This is a genomic window from Pseudoalteromonas sp. P1-16-1b, assembly GCF_001401785.1.
Taxonomy (GTDB): domain Bacteria; phylum Pseudomonadota; class Gammaproteobacteria; order Enterobacterales; family Alteromonadaceae; genus Pseudoalteromonas; species Pseudoalteromonas undina.
Genome location: NZ_LKGQ01000004.1, coordinates 62,952 through 86,615, shown reverse-complemented (window position 1 = coordinate 86,615; position 23,664 = coordinate 62,952). Strand labels below are relative to the sequence as shown.

Annotated in this window: 21 protein-coding genes; 7 read left to right on the top strand and 14 right to left on the bottom strand. The window is 39.1% G+C overall.

All coding sequences use genetic code 11. The annotated features are described in order from the left end of the window. From AN392_RS04480 to dnaK, 10 genes are all read right to left on the bottom strand, one after another. Entirely contained in the window at positions 1–1,476 is a 1,476-nt protein-coding gene (locus tag AN392_RS04480; RefSeq protein ID WP_055011965.1) for an SLC13 family permease, read from the bottom strand. An 11-nt stretch (positions 1,477–1,487) separates the two neighbouring features. Beyond that, the gene (locus AN392_RS04475) at positions 1,488–2,444 is read right to left on the bottom strand and encodes a porin (RefSeq protein WP_055011964.1); all 957 of its coding nucleotides are present in this window, start codon (positions 2,442–2,444) and stop codon (positions 1,488–1,490) included. 174 nt (positions 2,445–2,618) lie between these two features. After that, positions 2,619–3,986 (bottom strand): sigma-54 dependent transcriptional regulator, encoded by a 1,368-nt coding sequence (locus AN392_RS04470; RefSeq protein ID WP_055011963.1) that lies wholly within the window; start codon positions 3,984–3,986, stop codon positions 2,619–2,621. Further along, positions 3,979–5,709 carry an ATP-binding protein gene (locus AN392_RS04465; protein ID WP_010389009.1) on the bottom strand — a complete coding sequence of 577 codons (1,731 nt, stop codon included), beginning with the start codon at positions 5,707–5,709 and terminating at the stop codon, positions 3,979–3,981. The genes AN392_RS04470 and AN392_RS04465 overlap by 8 nt, the downstream gene beginning before the upstream one ends. Positions 5,710–5,881: 172 nt before the next feature. Further along, positions 5,882–6,145, bottom strand: coding sequence for a CBU_0592 family membrane protein (locus AN392_RS04460; RefSeq protein ID WP_010389010.1), 264 nt, complete (start codon positions 6,143–6,145; stop codon positions 5,882–5,884). A gap of 161 nt (positions 6,146–6,306) precedes the next feature. After that, positions 6,307–6,558, bottom strand: coding sequence for a hypothetical protein (locus AN392_RS04455; RefSeq protein ID WP_055011962.1), 252 nt, complete (start codon positions 6,556–6,558; stop codon positions 6,307–6,309). 131 nt (positions 6,559–6,689) lie between these two features. Then, positions 6,690–7,058, bottom strand: coding sequence for a response regulator (locus AN392_RS04450; RefSeq protein ID WP_010389013.1), 369 nt, complete (start codon positions 7,056–7,058; stop codon positions 6,690–6,692). 152 nt (positions 7,059–7,210) lie between these two features. After that, the gene (gene ybaK, locus AN392_RS04445) at positions 7,211–7,672 is read right to left on the bottom strand and encodes a Cys-tRNA(Pro) deacylase (RefSeq protein WP_055011961.1); all 462 of its coding nucleotides are present in this window, start codon (positions 7,670–7,672) and stop codon (positions 7,211–7,213) included. Between the two features lie 102 nt (positions 7,673–7,774). Next, positions 7,775–8,914, bottom strand: a complete 1,140-nt coding sequence (gene dnaJ / locus AN392_RS04440) for a molecular chaperone DnaJ (RefSeq protein WP_055012072.1) — start codon at positions 8,912–8,914, stop codon at positions 7,775–7,777. 215 nt (positions 8,915–9,129) lie between these two features. Beyond that, positions 9,130–11,049, bottom strand: a complete 1,920-nt coding sequence (gene dnaK / locus AN392_RS04435) for a molecular chaperone DnaK (RefSeq protein ID WP_010389017.1) — start codon at positions 11,047–11,049, stop codon at positions 9,130–9,132. A 239-nt stretch (positions 11,050–11,288) separates the two neighbouring features. Between dnaK and AN392_RS04430 the strand changes: the two genes are divergently transcribed. Then, positions 11,289–12,098, top strand: coding sequence for a thioesterase family protein (locus AN392_RS04430; RefSeq protein WP_055011960.1), 810 nt, complete (start codon positions 11,289–11,291; stop codon positions 12,096–12,098). A 3-nt stretch (positions 12,099–12,101) separates the two neighbouring features. Here AN392_RS04430 and AN392_RS04425 read toward each other — a convergent pair whose 3' ends face one another. Then, complete coding sequence (locus AN392_RS04425; protein ID WP_055011959.1) at positions 12,102–12,872, bottom strand: ABC transporter substrate-binding protein; 771 nt, start codon at positions 12,870–12,872, stop codon at positions 12,102–12,104. A 140-nt stretch (positions 12,873–13,012) separates the two neighbouring features. Between AN392_RS04425 and AN392_RS04420 the strand changes: the two genes are divergently transcribed. The 3 genes from AN392_RS04420 to AN392_RS04410 are packed head-to-tail and all read left to right on the top strand — an operon-like array spanning position 13,013 to position 16,511. Next, positions 13,013–14,242: a paraquat-inducible protein A gene (locus tag AN392_RS04420; protein ID WP_055011958.1), complete on the top strand. Its 1,230-nt coding sequence runs from the start codon at positions 13,013–13,015 to the stop codon at positions 14,240–14,242. Continuing rightward, positions 14,239–15,894: an intermembrane transport protein PqiB gene (gene pqiB / locus AN392_RS04415; protein ID WP_055011957.1), complete on the top strand. Its 1,656-nt coding sequence runs from the start codon at positions 14,239–14,241 to the stop codon at positions 15,892–15,894. Before AN392_RS04420 ends, pqiB begins: the two co-directional genes overlap by 4 nt. Further along, a complete protein-coding gene (locus AN392_RS04410) occupies positions 15,894–16,511 on the top strand; it encodes a PqiC family protein (protein ID WP_010389022.1) in 618 nt (205 codons plus the stop codon). The genes pqiB and AN392_RS04410 overlap by 1 nt, the downstream gene beginning before the upstream one ends. On the opposite strand, the gene AN392_RS04405 is transcribed toward AN392_RS04410, so the two are convergent. Continuing rightward, on the bottom strand, positions 16,498–17,001 hold the full coding sequence (locus AN392_RS04405; RefSeq protein ID WP_055012071.1) for a GNAT family N-acetyltransferase: 504 nt from the start codon (positions 16,999–17,001) through the stop codon (positions 16,498–16,500). The genes AN392_RS04410 and AN392_RS04405 overlap by 14 nt on opposite strands. A 94-nt stretch (positions 17,002–17,095) precedes the next feature. After that, positions 17,096–19,978, bottom strand: a complete 2,883-nt coding sequence (locus AN392_RS04400) for an insulinase family protein (protein ID WP_055011956.1) — start codon at positions 19,976–19,978, stop codon at positions 17,096–17,098. Between the two features lie 164 nt (positions 19,979–20,142). Between AN392_RS04400 and AN392_RS04395 the strand changes: the two genes are divergently transcribed. Beyond that, complete coding sequence (locus AN392_RS04395) at positions 20,143–20,562, top strand: MAPEG family protein (RefSeq protein ID WP_041709321.1); 420 nt, start codon at positions 20,143–20,145, stop codon at positions 20,560–20,562. Positions 20,563–20,606: 44 nt separating this feature from the next. Here the strand turns inward: AN392_RS04395 and AN392_RS04390 are convergent, their stop codons facing one another. Next, positions 20,607–21,350, bottom strand: a complete 744-nt coding sequence (locus tag AN392_RS04390; protein ID WP_055011955.1) for a peptidylprolyl isomerase — start codon at positions 21,348–21,350, stop codon at positions 20,607–20,609. Positions 21,351–21,644: 294 nt separating this feature from the next. Between AN392_RS04390 and AN392_RS04385 the strand changes: the two genes are divergently transcribed. Together AN392_RS04385 and ushA are read left to right on the top strand one after the other, a co-directional pair. Then, complete coding sequence (locus AN392_RS04385; protein ID WP_010389030.1) at positions 21,645–21,836, top strand: hypothetical protein; 192 nt, start codon at positions 21,645–21,647, stop codon at positions 21,834–21,836. 80 nt (positions 21,837–21,916) lie between these two features. Beyond that, a complete protein-coding gene (ushA, locus tag AN392_RS04380; RefSeq protein WP_010389033.1) occupies positions 21,917–23,536 on the top strand; it encodes a bifunctional UDP-sugar hydrolase/5'-nucleotidase UshA in 1,620 nt (539 codons plus the stop codon). The last annotated feature ends 128 nt before the right edge of the window (positions 23,537–23,664 follow it).

Genomic DNA, 23,664 nt, shown 5'->3' with positions numbered 1-23,664 from the left:
TTAAAAGCCAAAAACCTGAGCTGCTATGGTCATTGTTACTAAAGTAATTAAAACAATAGCGACAATATTTAACACAAAGCCAGCACGGATCATGTCTTTCATTTTAATTTCACCCGAGCCAAACACAATCGCATTGGGTGGTGTGGCTACTGGCATCATAAACGCACAACTACACGCAATCGCAGCTGGAATAACCCACACTAACGGACTGCCAGTTATTGACTCAGCAACTGGGCCTAGTAAGGGTAAAAAGCCTGCGGCTGTTGCCGTATTACTGGTAATTTCCGTTAAGAAAGTAATGAGTGCCACCACCACAAGAATGCTCATAACTAAAGGAATTGCACTGGCACCCTCAATCATGTTGGCAATGTAATCGGCTAATCCTGATGATTTAATTTGCGAGGCTAGCGTCAAGCCCCCCCCAAATAAAAGCAGCACACCCCAAGGTACTTTGGCTGCACTTTCCCAATCTAAAATTCGCTCATCACTGCCTTTATTAGCAGGTAGTACAAATAAAAGTAATGCGGCTGCAATAGCAATACCCGTATCTGAAATTTTAAGGCCGGTTAAATCGCCTAGTAATGGTCTAAATATCCAACAAATAGCTGCAAACGCAAATACAAACAACACGCCCTTTTCAGCACGTTGCATTTCACCTAATTCTTTTAGCTGCGAAGAGAATACCGCTTTAGTATCAATTCGCTTGTTTGCTTGTACATTCGCATCAACTTTGTAGGTAAACTTAGTTAGCCAAATCCAGCTGATGATTAACATGCCAAGTGCTAATGGCACACCAACTATCATCCACTGGGCAAAGCCAATTTCAATCTGGTAGCTATCTGATAGGTATGCAGCCATTAATGCATTCGGAGGAGTACCAATTAAAGTAGCAATACCACCAATACTCGCACCATAAGCAATAGATAGTAAAAGTGCTTTACCAAACCCCTCATTACTAGGATCTGAGCTTTTAACTAAATGAGTGATAGATAAGGCAATAGGCAACATCATTACTGCGGTAGCGGTATTAGACATCCACATTGATAAAAATGCAGTCACTAACATCATGGCTAAAATTTGTAAGCTTGGTTTTTTACCTGCATAAAGCATAGTTCTTAATGCAATACGCTTGTGTAACCCCCAACGCTCCATAGCAATTGATATTAAAAAACCGCCTAAAAATAAAAAGATCAATGGATGCGCATAAGGAGCTGCAACACTTTTTATAGCCGCTATATCTACAATAGGCGAAATCACTAAAGGAAGTAATGCGGTAGCAGGAATGGGCACAACTTCACTTACCCACCACGACGCCATCCAAAATGCTAAGCCTGCAGTTTTAAAAGCAGCAACCGACATTCCTACTGGCGGCTCAACTAAGCAGGTCAGTAACATTACACATGGACCAAGTAACAACAACAGCCATTGCATAAACGGCTTTTTATTGGCGTTATTTTCTAAAATACGTTTTGTCATATTAACAGCCTTTAAAATTTATATTTAAGACCAAGTGCAACACTGTTATCAGCATTTTCTTCTAGGTCGAGGTCAGTGTACAAAAGGTAAGCCGTGGTTTGCTTGTCAAAGATGTAGTCTACACCAGTAGTCCACTGAGTAGCGTCTGATGCTTGGCGCAATTTTGAATCATCTTTTGCAAATTGTACTTTAGGAACCCATTTATCGAGCTTGTAGCTTGCGCTTAACACGTATCCATTCCCTGACTTACTTCCATCAATTGATTCTGAATGTTGGTATAACGCACCTAATTTTAGCTTTTCAAATTTATACACGCCTACAACACGGCTTGCTTTAATATTATTAAGCGAGTCAACATGGCTAATTGAAATAGAGTAAGGTGTTTTATTTAAACTACGGTCACCATAAATCAGGGTTGCCGCAAATCCAGCTTCATTATCTTTGTTGTCATCTTTTGGCGCATAGGTAAATGAAAACTGTGCATTGTGCCAGTACTTAGAGGTATAGGTAATGGTGTCGCCTAAGCGGTCTTGTCCGGCAATAACTTGTGAAATATCAGCTTGGGTTTCGTTAAAGTTATCAAGCTTGCCTTCAGAGTATTTAAAACGCGTATCGTTTCGCCCTACGACTACTTCACCAAACGCCCCTTTTAGACCAAGGTAAGTATTACGTGCTGCAAAAGGCTCATTGGTATCGTCGTGTTCAAAACCTTTTACTTGAACCTCGTATTTAAATACCGCAGTAAAATACTCATTTAATTTATGGTCCCCTTTAATACCAATACGCGAGAAAGGGGCATCAATTTGTGTGCCTTCATCAGCGTAACGCATTATGCCAGTATCGGTGTTGGCAATTTGTACTTCGGCTTTACCGTACACAGTGTAATCTGCAGCAAACGCTGTTACAGGTAGTGTGGCAGCACTGCATAACGCAGCAAGTACTGAGCCTTGGAATAGATTATTTTTCATTATGTATCCTAATTGTGTGATGTTACTTGTTGTCTACAACTGTAGAGCAAGAACATGACCAACTAGATAATAACAATAAATTTCAAAAACTTAAGGAGCAAAACCATGATGGGAGGCCTTAAAATGTGCGGATTTCCACACACTTTAAATACCTACTATCACCATTTCCACCCACTAATCGGTAAACATATCTCGATTAAGGTTATATTTATTCATTTTATCGTAGAGAGTCTTACGCGCTATTTGCAACGTTGCCATGGTGTCTTTAATACTGCCATGATTAAGCTCTAAGGCTTCTTCAATTAAAGACTGCTCATAAAAGCTGACCTTTTCTACAAGGCTTAAGTCCAATGATAACGACGAGCCACTACTGCTTGAGTCACTCTGTGCGAAAGCCAGATCGGGGCCAAGTAATACCGCTCGTTCAGCCTGGTTTCTTAATTCACGTACATTGCCAGGCCAGTCGTGCGCAAGTAGGCGCTGTTGTAACTCAATATTAAGCGCACCTAAAGGTTTATGAAAACGAGTGGCCGCAATAGAGCTAAAGTGCTTAAACAACAAAGGAATATCGGCTTTTCTATCTCTTAATGCGGGAATACTCACTTTAACTAAACTCAATCGATAATATAAATCGGCTCTAAACTCACCTTTTTCTACCAACGAAAGTAAATCGACCTTGGTGGCCGCAACAATACGAATATCAAGGTCAATGGCTTTATTTGCACCCACGGGGGTAACTTTTCGCTCTTCAAGCACCCGAAGTAATTTAACTTGTAGTGACAAGGGAGTGCTTTCAATTTCATCTAAAAAAACCGTGCCGCCTTGTGCAAACTCAAACTTGCCTTTGCGATCTTGTGTTGCGCCGGTATATGCACCACTAACAGCACCAAACAATTCACTTTCTATTAGTTGCTCAGGCACCGCGCCACAGTTAATAGCCACAAACTGACAGCTTGAACGGTTACTATGATCATGTAAGTAACGGGCAACCAATTCTTTACCTGTTCCAGTTTCACCTTCAATTAATACATCTGCGGGTGTATCAATCACTGTGTTGAGTAAGTTCATCATGTGCTGCATTTTAAGGGTCTCGCCTAAAATGCGCACACCGGGCGCGGAGGTCTTTTCAACCGCACGCTTCAGAGCTCTGTTTTCCATAACTAAAGCACGTTTGTCTGAGGCCCTAGCAATGCAATCTAATAAATTTTCGTTCAGGGGTTTTTCAAATAGATCATAAGCACCTAACTGCATTGCTCTAACCGCTACAGAAACATCGGCATAACCTGTTAAAAATATTACCGGAAGTTCACTGTCGAATGCTTTTACCTGCTCAATAAAAGTTAAACCATCCATAGTTGGCATATTTATATCACTGAGGACAACGCCATAAAAATTGCGACTTAAACGGCTTAAAGCAATACTTGCATCACTAAAGCACTGCACCTCATACCCTTCGAGGGTTAAAAGCTGATTTAACGAATCACGGATCATCGCCTCATCATCAATAACAACCACTTGCTTACAAACAACGGCTTCAATCATTTTTTGGGGCCTCTATGCTTGATAAACTAATAATAAACTGTGCACCGCCTTGAGGGCGATTGTGCGCCGTTAAGTAACCATTAAATGAATCAATAATTTGCTTTGATATTGATAAGCCCAGCCCTAAACCATTACTTGACTTGGTACTGTAAAAGGGTTCAAAAATAGATCCCAGCACATGGTGTTCAATACCTGGACCACTATCTAAAATAGAAAGCTTAACGCGCTCCTCAAAACACTCAACATCGAAACTAAGCTCTCGTTTAGGCTCACCTTTCATTGCTTGTGACGCATTGGTGATCACATTAACCAGTACTTGTTCAAATTTTAATGCATCAACCCACACCGTGATCTCTTGCGAAAACTGCGGAGCACTGACGTTAACATCGTCTTGTTTAAGTTGCGGGTGGGTGATCATCAACGCATTGTTTAGTAACGCCGACAGTGGATGTGGTCGCAATTGCATTGTCGCCGGCTTACTAAAGTGTTTAAGCTGCGCCACTATTTTATGCACCCGCTCTACCAAATTCTCAATAATAATTAAATTTTCACTTAATGCATTGAGTTTCCCCTTTTTGAGGAAAATTTTAGCGCTTGCCAAATAAGTGTTCATGGCGCTCAGTGGCTGGTTAATTTCATGATTAATACCCGCACTTAGTTGCCCTATTGTGGCTAATTTTGCCGACTGTACTAGTGCTGTTTGCGCTTTTTCAAGCGCTTGGGTGCGCTCTAATACTTCAAGTTCTAAACTGTGACGCGAGTACAGTAATTTTTTATATCCGGCAAAGCGTGCCAATAAGCTATATCCGACAAAAATAAATACCCAATAAAACAACACCAGCCATAACAATCTGGGCACCTGTAATGCATTTATGCTTGAAATATCAACCAATACCGTCATCGTTGCATTTAGGTGTGTCAGTGGTCTTGAAGCGGCAACATATTCATCTTTAGCAATTTTAAATTGCTCAATGCCCTGACTTTTGTAGCGCTGCTGCTTTATTTGTAACGGTTGGTGATCTAAGTAAGCACGGCGCTGTTTAATATCGCGGCGTGTAGTAATATCAAGCTCTGTAAACGTGTTTAAACGCCATGCTGGCTCATCCGACATAGCAATAATTTTATCCGCAAGCTGCAAATAAAAATGACTGCCTTTTGAAGTATTTAATAACGAACGATCGTTTTCAAATTTAGCGACATTAATTTTTAGTGCCACAACGCCAATGGCTTTGCCATCTTGGTAAATAGCCTGCGAGAAGTATATTCCGCGCTCTTTCGAGCGTTGTCCAAGAGCAAAGTAGGCGACCTTTTCTCCGGCAAAAGCTTGTTTAAAGTAAGGCCGAAATGCAAAGTTGCTCCCTAAAAACGTATAGTCGGTTTGCCAGTTGCTACTGGCAATAACGTCGCCATGAGTATCTAGTATATATACATCTGAGGCACCGCTGGCTTGTTGAATATCAGCCAAGTAATTATTAATTGCATTGAAGTGTTGTGATTCATTATTAGTAAAACGAATCAATAAATTATTTTCGGTAAGGAGCTGAGGAATAGCTGCAAAGCGCGCGAGTTCATTATCAATATAATTATTTAATTGAATGACCTGTTGGTCAGCTTGAATTTTAGCTTGGCCTAAATCATAAGCACGGCCAAATGAAAATGTAACCACTAATAACAGCACTAACAGAATACAAGCAAAAATAATTTTTTTAGGGATGGAGAACATAAACGCCTATGACACCAAGGTGCCAATAATAAGTAATAGCCACTATTGTATCGATTTATAGGTCTTTGCAGAAGAAACTTTTTGTTAACAAGTGTATTAAAACTAAAAAACCGTGAAACTAAAAATATTTCACGGTTTAATTCCCTGCAAGGGGATGCTGTTTTAGCTTAATCTACGCTTTTGCAAGCGCTGGCTTGTCTTTGAAGTACTTATACAAACCAATTAATGAGGCTGCGATCCAGAATATTTCAATTACAAAACTCGCTAAGTTAAAGTTATAGCAAAGACTAATAAGTAACAAAATAGCGCCACTTAAATTCATTAAATTATACGTCAAACTTTTTGGCGATACTTTATTTAGTTGCAGTAAAAAAAACGAACCAACCACTAAAAAAGTGCCACTCATACCAACAATATCAAATAAAAGTGCAATCACACGTCTATCCTTTTCCATTTTAAAACCCAACTGACTGGCCCAATCCATGGGGAGGGTTTTTTTCAATCATTGAAACAGCAAAACCAGCGAAGTTTACCAGTGAAAAAAAAGCATACAAGGGCTTATGTCCGCCTCTTGATAGTTTGGATTAAATAGCTACTTTATTTAAAAGTGACTTTACCACCTATCATTTTATAAGCTGCAGTCCCTCTTATAGTCGTTGGGCGAGCAAAAGGCCGCTCACAGCCTGGACATACGCATTCAGTATGGGTGTGATCTTGGGTTATTCTTTCTATAAAGCATTTTACTAAAGCACCTTTACCCCCTTTACGGTATTTGAATAACGGTGCCTTACACGCAGAACAAAATATATCGACCGTTTTTGTAGGCCCTTTTTTATTGGGCTTAGCCATACTTCCTCAATCATTACTTTTTGATTAGTTAATAGCATATGCTATCACATGATAGAAAAGAAATTGATGGGAGTAGGAATTAATAATCAGAGTTATATTTATTAGGTAGTTAGATTAAAAATATTGTGCGATTAAACTTTATTAGCTAAACGTGTTAATTGAGCTGACAGCACATTCATACTAAAGGGCTTTATAATAAACCCTGATACCTTTGCATTAATTATCTTTTTTACAGTCTCAGAGCTGTCTTCACAAGTCACCATAAGTACGGGGAGCTGAGCATGCTCAGTATCCTTTCTAATAGCATCAAGTAGGGTAAGGCCATCCATTTTTGGCATATGTAGATCTGTTATAACCAAATCTATAAGTTGATTTTTAAGTATAGTTAACGCTTGCAGACCATCGGTTGCTTCAACAATGTCTTTATAATCTAACTGCCTCAACATATTAATAAGCACATGACGCATTAATGGCATGTCATCAACAACTAATATTCTCATACGAATGATTAACCAAAGTAGGTGCAAACAAATCTTCATTAAAATGAATTAACAAAAACTGCTATAGGTAGTATTTACATTAGTTAACTAAAGCTGTTGAAGCAAATAATCAGTTTTATTTACACTACACAAGTTTGATAATTAAGTCAGCATTAGAAATTACCAAACGAAGCCTGAATAAGCTCAGCTAAGCATGCTGGGCTGAGTGTAATTTCAAGTCCTCGCTTACCTGCGCTCACATAAATAGTATCAAAGTCTAATGCGCTTGAGTGTATGTAGGTCTTTAAGCGCTTTTTTTGTCCAAGAGGACTAACGCCTCCCAAAATATATCCTGTACTTGCCTGTACTTTTTGCGGCTCTGCCAGCATTACTTTTTTTACTGCGCAGAGCTTAGCCAATTGCTTTAAACTAACCTGCTGAGCAACTGGCGTCACAGCAACAATTAGTTGTTGTTCTGAGGTTTCTAACACCAGCGTTTTAAATACTTGAGCGCTATTAAGATTTAGCTTTTCAACTGCTTCAAGGCCGTAATTAGTATTGTTTACATCGTGCTCATAGCTGAGTATATCAAATTTAATTCGGGATTTTTTTAGCTGTTCTATAGCAGGGGTCATCTGATATTGTCCTTAATAAATTTCTGATAACTTACCATATTAAACAAAAAAACGGCGCTTAAAAAAGCGCCGTTTTTACCTAAGTTCTGTTAACCCTAATAATTACTTAGTTAGGTCATCAAAAAACTTTTTAACACCATCAAAAAAGCCTTGCTCTTTTGGACGGTTTTTTGAGCTATCTTTGCCCATGCTTTCTTCAAGTTCAGTAAGCAGCTCGCGTTGACGCTCGTTAAGATTCACAGGTGTCTCAATCACCACTTTACAAATTAAGTCACCTTGAGCACCACTACGTACAGACTTAACACCTTTACCACGCATACGGAACATTTTGCCCGTTTGTGTTTCTGAAGGTATTTTAAGTTTCGCACGGCCATCTAATGTTGGCACTTCAATTTCACCGCCAAGGCCTGCTGTAGTAAAGCTAATAGGCACTTCACAGTATAAGTTGTTCGCTTCACGAACAAATATCTTATGTTCACGAACTGACACTTGAACATACAAATCACCTGCTGGTGCGCCGTGCATACCAGCTTCACCTTCGCCAGATAAACGAATACGGTCACCTGTATCAACACCTGCTGGAATTTTTACCGATAGTGTTTTGGTTTTCTCTACACGGCCTTGGCCATGACATTTGTTACAAGGATCTGAAATAATTTGACCTTGTCCATGACATGTTGGACATGTTTGTTGTACGGCAAAAAAGCCTTGGCGCATTTGTACTTGGCCAGCACCGTGACATGTTGTACATGTTTTTGGCTTAGAACCCGCTTTGGCACCGCTGCCATCACACGGGTCACAACTAACCCAAGTCGGTACTTTAATTTCAACGTCTTTACCACGAACCGCTTCTTCTAAGCTTAAATCCATGTTGTAACGTAAATCTGAACCACGCTGCTGGCGAGATTGGCGTCGGCCACCGCCGCCTCCAAAAATATCACCGAATACATCACCAAAAATATCACCAAAATCACCTTGACCGCCACCAAAGCCACCGTGACCACCGCCACCACCTTGTTCGAAGGCAGCATGGCCGTATTGGTCATACATTTGACGTTTTTGCGAGTCAGTTAACACTTCATAAGCGTCCTTTACTTCCTTAAACTTGGTTTCAAGGTCTTTATCACCGGCGGTACGATCTGGATGATATTTCATCGCTAAGCGTTTATACGCTTTTTTTATGTCTCGCTCACTCGCATCTTTGCTTACGCCGAGGACTTCGTAATAATCGCGTTTTGACATATCTATCACACTACTCTTTTCTATGTGCAGCGCTAGCTGCTGGACAAACCGATAAATCATATCGATTTATCATTGAATTTTTAAAGCACTTTACTTGCATCTCTTACATGCAAAAGGCGCGTTAAGCTTTAGCCTACGCGCCTCAGGTGTTCATCCTAACTTAAACACACAATGTAGTCATAGTGTTTTCGGTTAGCGAGAAGCGTTAGTAACAATTACTTGTCGTCTTTAACTTCTTCGAACTCTGCATCAACAACATCGTCGTCTTGCTTAGCAGACTGTTGTTGCTCTGCACCGGCATCACCACCCGCTTGTTGTGCTTTAGCTTGGGCAATTTCCATTAGTTTTTGAGACTTTTCAGCAAGTGCTTGTGTTTTAGCTTCAATTTCTGCTTTGTCGTCGCTCTTAATAGCGCCTTCAAGGTCAACAACAGCCGCTTCAATCGCTTCTTTGTCTTCGCTTGGTAATTCATCACCCGCTTCTTCAATTTGTTTACGTGTACCGTGAACAAGTGCGTCAGCTTGGTTACGTGCAGCTACTAACTCTTCAAACTTTTTATCGTCTTCAGCATGTGCTTCTGCATCACGAACCATTTTTTCAACTTCTTCGTCACTTAGACCTGAAGATGCTTGAATAGTGATTTTTTGCTCTTTACCTGTGTCTTTATCTTTAGCAGATACATGTAAGATACCGTCAGCATCCACATCGAATGTTACTTCGATTTGTGGTGTACCACGTTGTGCTGGGCGAATACCTTCTAGGTTAAATTGACCTAGAGATTTATTGTCGCTTGAACGTTTACGCTCACCTTGTAGCACATGAATGGTTACCGCAGACTGGTTATCTTCTGCTGTTGAGAATGTTTGCGATTTCTTAGTAGGAATCGTGGTGTTTTTCTCAATCAGTGCCGTCATTACTGAACCCATCGTCTCAATACCTAGAGATAATGGTGATACGTCTAGTAATAGTACGTCTTTCACGTCGCCAGCAAGTACACCACCTTGAATCGCTGCACCTACTGCAACTGCTTCATCAGGGTTAACGTCTTTACGTGGCTCTTTACCGAAGAATTCCGCTACTGTTTTTTGAACAAGTGGCATACGAGTTTGACCACCTACAAGAATGATATCGTTGATATCGTTCACAGATAGGTCAGCATCAGCAAGTGCGCGTTTAAGCGGTTCAATTGACTTAGTTACTAAGTCTTCAACTAGTGACTCAAGCTTAGCACGTGTTAGTTTAACGTTCATGTGCTTAGGGCCTGACGCATCAGCGGTTACATACGGAAGGTTTACTTCTGTAGATTGTGCTGATGAAAGCTCAATTTTTGCTTTCTCTGCTGCTTCTTTAACACGTTGCATAGCAAGTGGGTCAGTTTGTAAATCAATACCTTGATCTTTCTTAAATTCAGCTACTAGGTAGTTGATAACACGGTTATCGAAATCTTCACCACCTAAGTGAGTGTCACCGTTAGTCGCTAGAACTTCAAATGTGTGCTCGCCTTCAACTTCATCAATTTCAATGATTGATAAATCGAAAGTACCACCACCTAAGTCATATACCGCTACTACGTTTTCGCCACGGTTTTTATCCATACCGTATGCAAGCGCTGCAGCCGTTGGCTCATTAATAATACGTTTTACTTCAAGACCCGCGATACGGCCAGCATCTTTGGTTGCTTGGCGTTGTGAATCGTTAAAGTATGCTGGTACTGTGATTACCGCTTCAGTTACTTCTTCACCTAAGAAGTCTTCAGCTGTTTTCTTCATTTTTTTCAGTACTTCAGCAGAGATTTGTGGTGCAGCGCGTTTTTCGCCGCCCGCTTCAACCCATGCGTCGCCATTATCAGCTTTGATAATTTTGAAAGGCATGATGCCGATATCACGTTGTACTTCTTCGTCTTCAAAACGACGACCAATTAAACGCTTAATTGCAAACAATGTGTTTGTTGGGTTAGTTACCGCTTGACGTTTTGCAGGTTGACCTACTAACGTTTCACCGTCTTGCGTGTAAGCAATAATAGACGGGGTTGTGCGATCGCCTTCCGCATTTTCAATAACACGTGCTTTGTCACCATCAAGTACTGCAACACAAGAGTTAGTAGTACCTAAATCGATTCCAATAATTCTACCCATGAATCTTCTCCAACTTCTAAATTCGTTAATACGTTCGATGACTAGTTAATAGGGATGCTACAAACTTAATTCAACTGTAAAAATGAAAAAAAATTCATTTTTTTTAATTTATTTACTAAATAACCCTAAAAAGAGTAAGGATTGCTCATTTTTTGTTATTTAAGAGGACCTTTATTATCTGGTCTGATGAGTTTGTGTGTGATATAAATTTAGTAAATAACATCAAAAGGACATTATTTGTGCACTTTGAACAATTATTACAACTCGCCTCTCAAGTAAGTCAGAAAACAGGCCCAGAAACCAATACTATGCAGTTCCCTGCTAATTGGTGCCAAGGTAGAACGGCTTTTGGCGGACTCTCTGCGGCGCTTCTTTATCAAGCAATGCGCAATAAAGTTGATTCAACAAGACGACTGCTTTCTTTAAGCACAAACTTTGTAGGCCCTTTGTTGGCTGAAAAGCCATTTTCTTTGTCGGTAGAAATATTACGTGAAGGGAAAAGCAGCACCCAAGTGCTCGCCAAAGCAATTCAGGATGATTCAGTATGCGTAATTGTGCAGGCCTGTTTTGCTAAAAATCGTAATTCATCAATTAATGTACCGGTATCAAAGTCGCTAAGCTTACACCCTGTGAACGAACGTCACTGCTTAGGGTTTGTGCCTGGGCAAATGCCAGAGTTTTTTCAACATGTTGATTTGTGTCCTCAACAAGGAGCCATGCCGTTTAGCAGTGCTGAGACTTCTCATTTAGGTGGTTGGATGCGTTTTAAACATACGCCAGAAGAAATTACTGAAGCCCATGTTATTGCCCTTACTGACGCATGGCCGCCAACATTGCTGCAAATGTTTAAACAACCAGCACCGGCAAGTAGCATGTCGTGGTATTTAGAGTTTGTACAAGCGCCTAACTTAGCGCCAGGTGAATGGCTGGGGTTTGAAGCAATCACTCATCATTCAAAAGATGGGTATGGTCTTGAAGATGGCTGTATTTGGTCGCAATCAGGAGAGCTTATAGCCTTAACTCGCCAAACCGTGGCGTTATTTGATTAACAACTAAAAACGAGTGAAGTCGCGCTGGGTATATTGTTTATCTAAATTAAGCATTATGGTGCGATATTCACCGCTTTGAATTATGTTGGCTAAGCCTTTGTCAAACTGCTGCCTCAGCAAATCATCGTTAAAATACGCAGGCCTTGCCGCAGATGGAAAAATAGCATGGATAACAAAATCTTTTGTGGCATTGGTTTTTTGATATTCCTTTAAGTAGTAAAGGAATATGCGTCTATCGAGAATAATCGTATCAACCCAGCCTGCCATTAAATGGTGAATCTGCGCTTGTTGATTAAGTACTTCTTCGTACCCTCTCAAGTTCTCTAAGTTGTGGCCAAACTCTTTTGGTAAATAAGCGGGTGCGTTTTGAAATGCTAAAACGCTTTTAGTGGCCAGATCGTAAATCGTATTAATAGTGAAGTTACTCTTTTTAAGACTCACCACTACATTCTCATAACTGACAACAGATTGGCTTCGATATATGCCAGTAATTAAAATACCCGAATAATTTAATGCAATATCGACATGCCCTCGGTTCAATAAGGCATCGGCACGCTGATTTGACATATATTGCACATCAACCTTATTTATATTTTGGTTACTAAGTGCTGCTTTTACAATCTCGAGCTGAATACCTGAATCATTTTCACTTATTACATAAGGTGCAACTGTAGGGTTAGCAGCAATAGTAACTCGCTGCTGATTAATACCTTTAACAAAGGCCAAGCTATCGCCACATAAACACACTAAGGCTAATAAAAATACCACTTTCACACTATCACCTAATCCGTTTTTATTTTCAGTTGTTGGGGTTACTTTTCTTATTATATTGTTAGTAATTTAGCCGCAGTGTTTGTATTTAGCTATTAATTATAGCAATATTTAAATTATTGAATTAACTATAAGCTAACATTTTGCAAACTGCCTGCCCAAGCTGTGATCTTATCATTGATATTCCCGACATTGATGCAAAGCAAGTCGCACTGTGCCCGCGCTGCAACCATAAGATTCGCGGTATTAATGTTAATAATGACATCGAAATAGTCGCCCTGAGCCTCAGCGCACTGCTGATGTTGCTCAGCAGTATGTTTTATCCATTTATTTCTTTTAGTAGCAACGGTATTACCCAAACGATTACCCTACCTGACGCTGCTCGTATTTTATTTAATTATGATAGTGACCTACTTGGCCTATTTATTGATATCAGCATTATTATTTTACCTATGAGCTTACTCCTTATTTTAATCCCATTGCACTTAGGAGCACTTAAAACACTTCCGCAAGCAATTGCAAGAAGACTATTAAAATTTACCCTGGCACTTGAACCTTGGATCATGTCAGAAATATTTTTGATTGGTGTTTTGGTTAGTATGGTTAAAATAATGTCATTAGCTGATGTTAGTTTTGGCACTAGCTTTTTTGCCTATGTGGGATTTGTAGTTTTATATGTTAGTGCGTTAACACGGTTAAATCGTGCCCGGTTATGGTCTCAGGTAAGCCCTGCAACTCGACTTGAAGGTAGTGCTGGCATAGAGCGTGCGATAGATGACAATATAAAAGCCTGTCATGTTTGCCACCAACTAAGTATCGAATCCACCTGCCCTCGTTGTCATAGTAAAACATATTTAAGAAACCCCTACAGCGTACAAAAGGCAGCGGCATGGTTAGTTACTTCACTTATTTGTTATATCCCAGCAAATTTACTGCCCATTATGTACACTATTAGCCTAGGGGATGAAACTCCTGCAACCCTTATTTCCGGTGTAATTACCTTATGGAATAGTGGCTCATACCCTATTGCGCTGATTATATTTTTTGCAAGTGTAGTGGTGCCATTAGCCAAGGCGCTTATTTTAAGTTTTTTGTGCATTATGGTTACAAAGCCCGCCAACCTTTATACAAAAGGTTACACAAAAGTGTATCAACTAACTGAATTTATAGGAAAGTGGTCTATGATTGATGTATTTGTTGTGGCTATATTAGTCGCCCTTGTGCAGTTAGGAAACTTAATGTCGGTTATACCTGGTTTAGGCATCGTCTTTTTTACTGTTATGGTATTATGCCAAATGATGGCAGCACACGCATTTGACCCTCGTTTACTGTGGGATTCACCTAAAAATAAAAACGCAGAGAATAAAGCATGACTAAAACAGCCAACGTAGCACAAAAAACACGGATTTCTGCGATTTGGATTATTCCAGCGGTTGCCTTATTTGTTGGTATTTGGATGCTTTATCAGTATCAATTAAATAAAGGGCAAACAATCTACATCACTATGCCGCAAGCCGAGGGCATTATTGCTGGTAAAACAGAAATTAAAGTGCGTAGTGTAAAAATAGGTCAAATAGATCATATACGCCTTTCCGACAGCCAAGACAGCGTAATAGCTCGGGCACAAATAGATAAAAATTACGATAATTTACTTACCGAAGATGCCAGCATTTGGGTTGTAAAACCTCGCATAGATGAAACCGGCATTACTGGTATGAGTACTTTACTTTCAGGGGTTTATTTAGAGTTTTCACCAGGCGAGAGCAAACAATTAAAGAAGCAGTTTAAACTTCAAGAAGAGCCTGCATTAATAGGCAAAGATGTACAAGGTGGACGCTTTAAGTTGCTCAGTTACAATGCAGAAGTACTCGATGTGAGTACTGGCATATTTTTTAAAAACTATAAAATAGGCCAAATAGAAACCGCCACCTTTGATTGGAAAAACCAAGCAATGCAATACGGTATTTTTATTAAAGCTCCCTACGAGAACTTGATCACCTTAAACTCTATTTTTTGGGTTAACTCAGGAATAGAAATAGATCTTTCTGCTGATGGCATAAATATTAACACCGGTTCACTGAGCAAGTTATTAAAAGGTGGTATTTCTGTCGGTTTACCTGACCAGCAAGCTCCCGGCGATTTGGCAAAAGACGGTCATAGCTTTTCTTTAAGTCAAAGTTACAAACAAGCTCTAGAAGAGCGCTTTTATGACTTTGATTATTACCTTATCGAATTTGAACAATCCATTCGGGGGTTACGTGTAGGTGCGCCAGTAGAATATCGCGGTACACGCATAGGTACTGTAGTTGAAGCTCCCGCGAACGTAATAATAGACGGCAAACCCGCTCACTTTCGTGCTAAAAACACCGCTGTCCCTGTATTGATCAAAGTCGAATATGGACGTTTATACCACAACAACGCCTTAGCTAAAGAGTATTGGAAATCAAGCATAATCGAATGGATAAAAAATGGTATGAGGGCATCATTAAAGCCAGGGAATTTGTTAACCGGTGCAGTTTATGTTGATTTTGACTTTTATACCGACACCTCTAAAAGCGAGCTTAAAAAGCTTGCTCAATATGATGTATTTCCTAGTGTATCGAGCGGGATAACCGTGCTTGCTGACCAAGTGTCTGATGTGCTGAATAAAGTAAATAATTTAAAAATTGAAGACAGCTTGGCAAAAATGCAAACAACCTTTAGCGAGTATCAGGCATTGGCCAGCGAGATGCGCATATTATTAAGTAAACCTGATACCCAAAATTTACCCGGTGACTTTAATCGTAATCTCGAAAAAATAACCAAAAGCATGGAACAGTTTGAAATAACCATGCGTCAATTTGATAAAACAATGGCAAGCTACCAAGCAGGATCTCAAATGCATCACCAGCTTGAACAAACACTGCTACAAATTAAACGTTTATCTGAAGAATTCCAACCACTTACTCGTGGTTTAAACGAACAGCCTAACATGCTCATTTTTGATAAGTCACTGCCTAGTGACCCGCAACCGAGGAAACAATAATGAAAGCACTATTTTTACTTTTAACAAGTGTGCTCTTTATCAGTGGTTGTAGTTCGGCTATTCAAACTGCAACTCAATATTACCAGTTTGAGCAACCCATTAATGACTCTTCTCGTAATGTGCAAGATACACAGGCACAACTCAGAGTGCAAACAGTTACCTTAAGAGGGGCATTGAATAATCGGGGTATTGCGATGAAAGTAGATAGTAATCAAATTCATGCTGCTAATTATCATCTATGGGGGGAATCACCAGATGTTATGCTGAGTGCCAGCGCGCAGCAAACATTATTTAATACCATGACCAACTGGATGGTTATTAAAGGGTTACCGGTCATTACCGACCAACAGCAACAAACATTTTACGAATTAGAATACGAACTACACCACTTTAACGGTGATCTGCAAGGTAATGCAGATATTTCAGGGCTATGGCGTTTATACTACACTCACCCAGAATCAGGTAGACGTTTACTAAGCATCCATAATTTTTCATCTGTTATGCCAATCGATGATGATGGCTATGATTCATTGGTGGCGACTCTTGAAAAAATGTGGCAACAAATCAACATTCTTGCGGCAAAAGAAATTGAAAAAACAAGACTCAATCATAAATAAACACTTTGATGGTGGTTTTATCAGCATTGATGAATGCCTTGCCCACCTCAGTAAAACCTAGTTTATATAGTACATTTTGAGATCCTAAATTAGCCGTTGAAGTAATTGCGCATACATCTTTTATACCTAATTTATGTCTGTTATTTAAAAGTATTGTAGCTGCTTCAAAAATATATCCCTTTTTTTCAAAGCCGTCTTTTAACGCAAACCCTAAATCGGGATGTTGCATAGTCGCTCGCTGATAAAAACCAACAATACCAATAACCGTTTCATCATGAAGTGTGATTATATAAGGCCCAAAACCGTGTTCTTTGTGGGCAGATATAAAACTGTCTTTGATGTATTTTTTAGCGTCGTCTAAAGTGTAAATACCTTTATCACCAATGTATTTAATAAAGTTGGCCTGATTAACTAACTTAACTAACTCCGCCGCATCTGCTATTTGTGCGAAGCGTATAAGTAAACGTTCAGTTTTAAAAGCAATATTCAAAATAACTCCTTGGTGTTCAATACTATAATTTAACGACATTAAAAAAACCCAGTCAACAATGACTGGGTTTTTTGGTTTTAGAGTAATTTCAAACTTACTTTTGCAATTTTATATCGCTGTAGTAAGCATCTAAACTCGTCACTTTAGTTTGATTTGGCAAATCAGCAAACTCGCTATCACTAAACTTAGTGCCGCGTAGCTGCACATTTAAACGTGCTGCTTTTGGGTTTAACATTGTTTGCTGGTAGTAATCTTTAATATCAGCAAGCGTGACTTTTTCCACCTCTGCAATTAATTTTTGTCTTGAATCAAAATCAAAGTTTTCACGATACCAATCGTTAATCAATGGACTCATTTCGTCGCTTAAATTCTTTGGCTGTTCTTTTAACGAAACCAAAGTTGCATTTTTAAGCTGTGCAAATGTTTCCTCACTCATGGCATTAAGCTCAGAAGCGTACTCTTTTTTAAACTTGTCAAAGCGCACTTGAATGTCTTTCGGCCCTTTCACTGGTGTTTGGATAAATAAACCAATACCTGAGTAATCTTCAATCGGACGCGCTAATGCGCCTACTGCATAAGCAAGTTGCTCTTCAGTACGCATTTTATCAAACGCGATTGTTCTAAAGTGACCTTGCAATACAGCTGCCTGTGCTTTTTGTTTGTAACCAGGAGTTGGGTGAATGGTCATATCGACCACAGCTACATCGGCGACATCAATATCTTTGTGTAATACACGCGCTTCACCCGGTTGCGGTAACCACGCTTTACTGCGTGCAAACTCCGTTTGAGTATGTTTGCTTGGTAAGATAGCCGCTAACTCAGCAGCAATAGCATCAATGTCTTTTTGGTTGTAGTTACCGTAGCTAAATACACGTAAGTTATTATTCGCTAAGGTGCTTTGCTTTAAAGCGTGTAAATCAGCTAGCGTTAGTGTTTTTGCAGCCTTAATTAGCGCTTCTGTATCGAAACTGCCAGTACGAGTCAGCTTTGAATACTCACCAAATGCCTGTGCATACGGGAACTGTTTTTGTTGATTCAGTAAATCTCGCTGATAACGGTCAATCGCTTGATTAAACGCTTGTGCTGAAATTTCAGCATCAAACCCAGCTAACGCTTCTTTAAGTAAAATATCTTGTTTATCGGTAAAACCACTTAACGATAGCACCAACCCATTACTTGAGCTTAAATTAACGTTCATGCCAGCAATGGCAGCTTCAGTTCGTAACTGACTTAATTGAGTGTTATACAGATCAGCCCAAACAGAATAAAGTACGGTTGAGTTAATATCATGCAAACCTGTTTGCGTGTTGATATACACCTCAACTAAACCTTTAGGCTGCTCTGCAAACTGCTGACTTGCTTGGCGCCAAATTTTTACGCCGTTTTTATCATAGCTAAGCTCAGGATGCTTCTGCTCTTTAAAAGCTTGCGTTTTAATAGCAAAACTCTCTGGTAGTAAATTGTTAACACTTGGCAATGCTAAATTAAAATCACTTGGTTTTTCCCAGCTGGCAATTTCTGCATCGCTAATATCGTTAATTTTATATTTGCCATCGTAAAAATGCAGCTCAGAATCTGTATCTTCCTGTTGAGAAATATACCAGATTCGAAGTGTATCGGCATTAAGTTGCTTAAGTACATTGTTCACCGCATCAGCATCAAATTGAGCATAGTAGTACGGTGCGTTTATCGCATGATTTAACGGGTAATCTTGCATGCTTTGAGTCAACGCACTGACATAGTTAAACTCATCACCCTTTTCTAAAAATTTAAACTGATTATTTAAAGAGGTGCGAATTTCATTAAAGTACTTACTATTAACGCCCTCACGCTTAATCAAGTCAATGTATTGCATGATTGTCGCGACAATTGATTCGCGGTTTTTCATACCCTCATCAGTCAGCTCTATATTCACGTTCAAAGAACCGTAGTTGCCATATTGATTTGGAGAGGCAGAGGCTGATAACTGAGATACCCAACCTTTATCACGTAATATTTGCGCTGGACTACCTGGCATTTCATTACTAAGTAAATAGGCAACAAAGCGATTAGGTTTTACTGCAAATTCATTTTGGTTATTAGTAATTGTGAAATCGAGTTGTAATTGTTTTACGTCTTCATTTGGTGAGTAAAAAACACGTTTACCACCGGCATTATCAAAATCTAAGCTAGCTGTAACACTTGGCTTTTCAATATTTTTATTTTCAATGTCAGCAAAGTATTTTTGTGCTTTTTTCTGCATTTCTGAAATTGGTAAGTTCGAAATCAGCGCCACTTTCATAATATTTGATGAGTAATATTTATTATAAAAATCAACCGTTTCTTTGTGTAATGAACTATCAGCTTTATCGCCTAGGGTTTCAAGGTTACCAATTAAGAATCGGTTAGCCGGATGTTCACCCATCATTTTACGTGCAAGTTTAAATTGGCCGAAAAAGTCCATTTCACGACGCATTGACCATTCAGCATTTACTGCATTTTTTTCTTTTTCTGTGTATTCTGGGTAAAGCTTAGGGGCTTTAAAAAAGTCTGAAAAGCGGTCTAAGCCTTCATCAAACGCATCGTTATTAATTTTAAACATGTAGTTAGTAATATCGAGCCAAGTGTAAGCATTATGCGCGCCGCCGTTTTTAGTCATAAAATCGGAGTACCCTTTAGTGTCTGGGTATCGCTCAGTACCTAAAAACAGCATGTGTTCTAGATAATGCGCCATGCCTTGTTGGCTCATTGGGTCGTGTAACAGACCTACACCTACACTAAGTGAAGCCGCTGATTTTTCTGCGCTTGGATCAGAGACTAAAATCACTTCAATATCGTTAGCAAGCTTTAGTGTTTTATATTCACGATTATCGTTAGGGCTTACAACGAGCGTTGGTGATAAAAGTGAGGTTTGTGGTGATTGAGAAAGAGTGGCGGTATTTGAACAACCGCTTAATATTGCTAGTGCAATTGCACTTAAGCCGATGATGTGTTTCATTTTAGTTTTATCCGTTATCGTAGAATAAGGTATTAGCGTTTTAAAAAGACTAAATCAGCTATAAACTACCACTATCAATTAATACTATGCTACTAATTAGCACTTAATTATGTAACACATTGTGAATAACAATCGAATACTCAAAGAAAATAATAAGGTAAGTTATGGAAAAGATAATAATAATGGCCATGTTTGTGCAGGTAACACTTTCATTAGTTGTTATGGTGGTTATGGGAAAACGTCGTTTTGCAGCGGCTAAAAATAAACAAATACAGTTAAGCGACTTTGCTGCTATGCGCCTCGATAATGCAGGCGATCATGTGAGAGTAGCGGATCGTAATTTTAGCAATCAATTTGAAATACCTGTGCTTTTTTATGCGGGATGTTTACTTGCTTTACAGCTTAATATGGCAAGTGTCCCTATCGCAGTATTGGCGTGTATATTTGTAGCCACACGCATTATTCATAGCCTCATTCACCTTGGTAGTAATCATTTAAGAGCCCGTTTTAGAGTATTTTTACTAGGCTGCTTATCTGTATTTGTAATGTGGTTTTTGCTATTGCTGGGTGTACTTTTAAACTAAAAAATAACGGCGAATTTAGTAATTCGCCGTTATTTTTTTAAAGTTTACTTAGCACGTTTTAAGCGAGGTGCTACTAGCAATAGTGCACCTAATAACCATGCCATACTGCCACTAGAGTCTGACGTTTTTGGTGGTGTAACTTCAACGTTATCAATTAATGTATTCTCTTTTGGTGTTAAGTTTTGTGCTGAATTAGGATCATCATCAAGCACAACCACACTTTGAATTGATACCAAGTTTTCATTACTAATGATTAAGTTTTCATCTGAACATTGCTCTTTAGTAACACCAACTAATGGCACCTGAGAACAATGAACTAAGGCAGCAATTTTATTTAAGGTTTCTTGACTTTGCGCAGTGACTTGTCCAAATACTGTAAATCCACCATTTTGCAAATCTAAGTTTTGGCTATTATCACTCATGTTAAAAAACCATTGGCTAGTAGCGCTGTTTTCATTACCGCCCTGCTTTGCCATAGCAATTGTCCCTTTAACGTTTGAATAAACAGGTTCGTTTATTACCGCAGGCTTGGTTGTAATTGGATCCATTTCATCAGAAAAAGTAAATCCCCCTCCTTGAATAACAAACTTATCAACAGAGCGATGTATAACCGTTTGATTGTAGGCGGCATCATCAACATAACTTAGGAAGTTTTCTACTGTTTTAGGTGTTTGTTGATCAAACAAGTTAATTTCTATCGTTCCTTGGCTCGTCTGCATTTCGACTATGGTTGCTACGCTTGAAAAACTTGCTGCAGTTAAAATTGACGCTAAGATAAGCTTCTTCATTATTTTTCCTACTTTTTATTGTCATTAGGCGTCATAGAGTAGTGTTATTCATTTTATAAATCGATACATAAGTACTTAACGCTACAATTCATAGCAAATCGATTACACCATAATTACAACTGTTTACATTTTAATTTTAAACATGTTATGGGTAGTTAATTGCCTGAGTGCCCTAGTGTGCATCACGGTTACTCTTTCTAATAAATTTTAAACCTAGCAAGGTACTTAAAAAGCCCCTTATCAATCACTTTTTTTTTGTTATTATCAACTCACAAAGTGATAGGAGTAAATATAATGACTAACAACACGACTATTTGTGACTTTGGACTACACCAAGGTGAACCTTACACCCAATTGCCCGTTAGCTTTTTGAAGTGGATGATTGATGTTAATCATCAAAAATCTCAATATGCACGAGATGAACTAGCACGAAGAAACAGAGTTGTAGAACAACAGCGTGAAGCCTCGCTGGCTGAAAAAACATAAAGAAGTGCGTTTTTTTAACCTCGAACTAGTTTAAACTAGCCACCTACTAGATTGAGCTTTTATTCATCAATAGGTATTTTATGCGTACACTTATATTTCTTGTTTTTTTCCTTGGTTTATCTGGCTGTGCCAGCGACTCTGTCAATAAACCTGCAGCACAATATTTAACAGTTCTTCATACCAATGATAACCATGGTCGCTTTTGGCATAACGAAAAAGGCGAATATGGTATGGCTGCGCGTAAAACCTTAATTGACCAGCTAAGAGCAGATGCAAAGGCACAAGGACATCAGGTGTTATTATTATCAGGTGGCGATATTAATACCGGCATCCCTGAATCAGACCTGCAATTTGCTGAGCCCGATTTTAAAGGCATGTCGAAAATTGGCTATGACGCAATGGCATTAGGTAACCACGAGTTTGATAATCCATTAAGTGTATTAAAACAACAACAGCAATGGGCTAACTTCCCTCTTTTATCTGCCAATATTTTCGATAAACAAACTAACGAAACTATTTTTGAGCGCTATAAAATATTTAATAAAGGCGGCTTAACCATTGCCGTTATTGGTTTAACAACCACAGACACTGCTAAAATTGGTAACCCGCAATACATTGGTCACTTAGATTTTAAAGATCCGGTTGAAATAACCGCCTCACTTACACAAACATTAAAAACAAAATATAACCCTGACATTACCATTGCGGTAACGCATATGGGCCATTATGTAGATGCTAATTATGGGATCAATGCCCCTGGTGATGTCACACTTGCTCGTTCTTTAGATAAAAACGCCCTTGATATGATTATTGGTGGCCATTCCCAAGAGCCAGTGTGTATGGCTGCTGAAAATGTTACTGATGAGCACTTTAAACCGGGTTTAGCCTGTAAACCAGATCAGCAAAATGGAACATGGATAATGCAAGCCCATGAATGGGGCAAGTATGTGGGAAAAGCGGAGTTTAAATTGGAAAGTGGCCAATTATCACTGCTCAGTTATCAATTATTACCCGTTAATTTATACGTAGATAAAAAGCAAAAAGACGGGAGCGTAAAATCCGTACTTTCAGCAAATTACATTAAACCAGATCCAGAACTGCAAACCTTTTTAGCGGCGTACCAACAAAAAGGAGCAAAGCAAATTGAAGGTAAAATTGGCTTCGTCAATGACAGACTTGAGGGAGATCGCAACAAAGTACGCTTTGAACAAACAAACCTTGCGCGCGTCATCATCCAAGCACAAATAAACACCGTGGGTGCGGATTTTGGTATTATTAGTGGTGGCGGTGTTCGCGATAGCATTAATGCAGGTGACGTGAGCTATAAAGATATACTTAAAGTACAACCTTTCAAAAATCGTGTCGCCTATATCGACTTCAAAGGCAGTGATATTTTAACCTATTTAAACGTTGTGACACGTTTTCCACCCGACTCTGGGGCTTACATGCAATATCATAACTTAGCATTTGAATTGAAAGGTGAGCAGGTAACTAACGTGTTCATTGCTGGAAAACCGCTTGATATAAGCAAAACATACCGCATGAGTATTAATGAATATAACGCTTCAGGTGGCGATAGTTATCCAAAAATTACACAAATGGCAGGTTTTGTAAGCACTGATGAAACTGACTCGCAAGCTTTAAAGCGATTTTTTGCTGAACATAGCCCCGTTGATGCTCGTGAATTTGCACCTAAATAATCTAATGTGAACAGCGAAGAGTGTCATTAAAATGCTAATGACACTCTTCATTAAACTTTATGTGAGAGCAAAGCTAGTTAATCAAACATTTCAGCCCACAAATCACTCACCCTAAACGATAAAACTAA

Excerpts from the sequence above, each read along its gene's own strand:
- AN392_RS04480 (WP_055011965.1), bottom strand. The coding sequence starts at position 1,476 with ATGACAAAACGTATTTTAGAAAATAACGCCAATAAAAAGCCGTTTATG.
- AN392_RS04475 (WP_055011964.1), bottom strand. The coding sequence starts at position 2,444 with ATGAAAAATAATCTATTCCAAGGCTCAGTACTTGCTGCGTTATGCAGT.
- AN392_RS04470 (WP_055011963.1), bottom strand. The coding sequence starts at position 3,986 with ATGATTGAAGCCGTTGTTTGTAAGCAAGTGGTTGTTATTGATGATGAG.
- AN392_RS04465 (WP_010389009.1), bottom strand. The coding sequence starts at position 5,709 with ATGTTCTCCATCCCTAAAAAAATTATTTTTGCTTGTATTCTGTTAGTG.
- AN392_RS04455 (WP_055011962.1), bottom strand. The coding sequence starts at position 6,558 with ATGGCTAAGCCCAATAAAAAAGGGCCTACAAAAACGGTCGATATATTT.
- AN392_RS04450 (WP_010389013.1), bottom strand. The coding sequence starts at position 7,058 with ATGAGAATATTAGTTGTTGATGACATGCCATTAATGCGTCATGTGCTT.
- ybaK (WP_055011961.1), bottom strand. The coding sequence starts at position 7,672 with ATGACCCCTGCTATAGAACAGCTAAAAAAATCCCGAATTAAATTTGAT.
- dnaJ (WP_055012072.1), bottom strand. The coding sequence starts at position 8,914 with ATGTCAAAACGCGATTATTACGAAGTCCTCGGCGTAAGCAAAGATGCG.
- dnaK (WP_010389017.1), bottom strand. The coding sequence starts at position 11,049 with ATGGGTAGAATTATTGGAATCGATTTAGGTACTACTAACTCTTGTGTT.
- pqiB (WP_055011957.1), top strand. The coding sequence starts at position 14,239 with ATGACTAAAACAGCCAACGTAGCACAAAAAACACGGATTTCTGCGATT.
- AN392_RS04410 (WP_010389022.1), top strand. The coding sequence starts at position 15,894 with ATGAAAGCACTATTTTTACTTTTAACAAGTGTGCTCTTTATCAGTGGT.
- AN392_RS04400 (WP_055011956.1), bottom strand. The coding sequence starts at position 19,978 with ATGAAACACATCATCGGCTTAAGTGCAATTGCACTAGCAATATTAAGC.
- AN392_RS04395 (WP_041709321.1), top strand. The coding sequence starts at position 20,143 with ATGGAAAAGATAATAATAATGGCCATGTTTGTGCAGGTAACACTTTCA.
- AN392_RS04390 (WP_055011955.1), bottom strand. The coding sequence starts at position 21,350 with ATGAAGAAGCTTATCTTAGCGTCAATTTTAACTGCAGCAAGTTTTTCA.
- AN392_RS04385 (WP_010389030.1), top strand. The coding sequence starts at position 21,645 with ATGACTAACAACACGACTATTTGTGACTTTGGACTACACCAAGGTGAA.
- ushA (WP_010389033.1), top strand. The coding sequence starts at position 21,917 with ATGCGTACACTTATATTTCTTGTTTTTTTCCTTGGTTTATCTGGCTGT.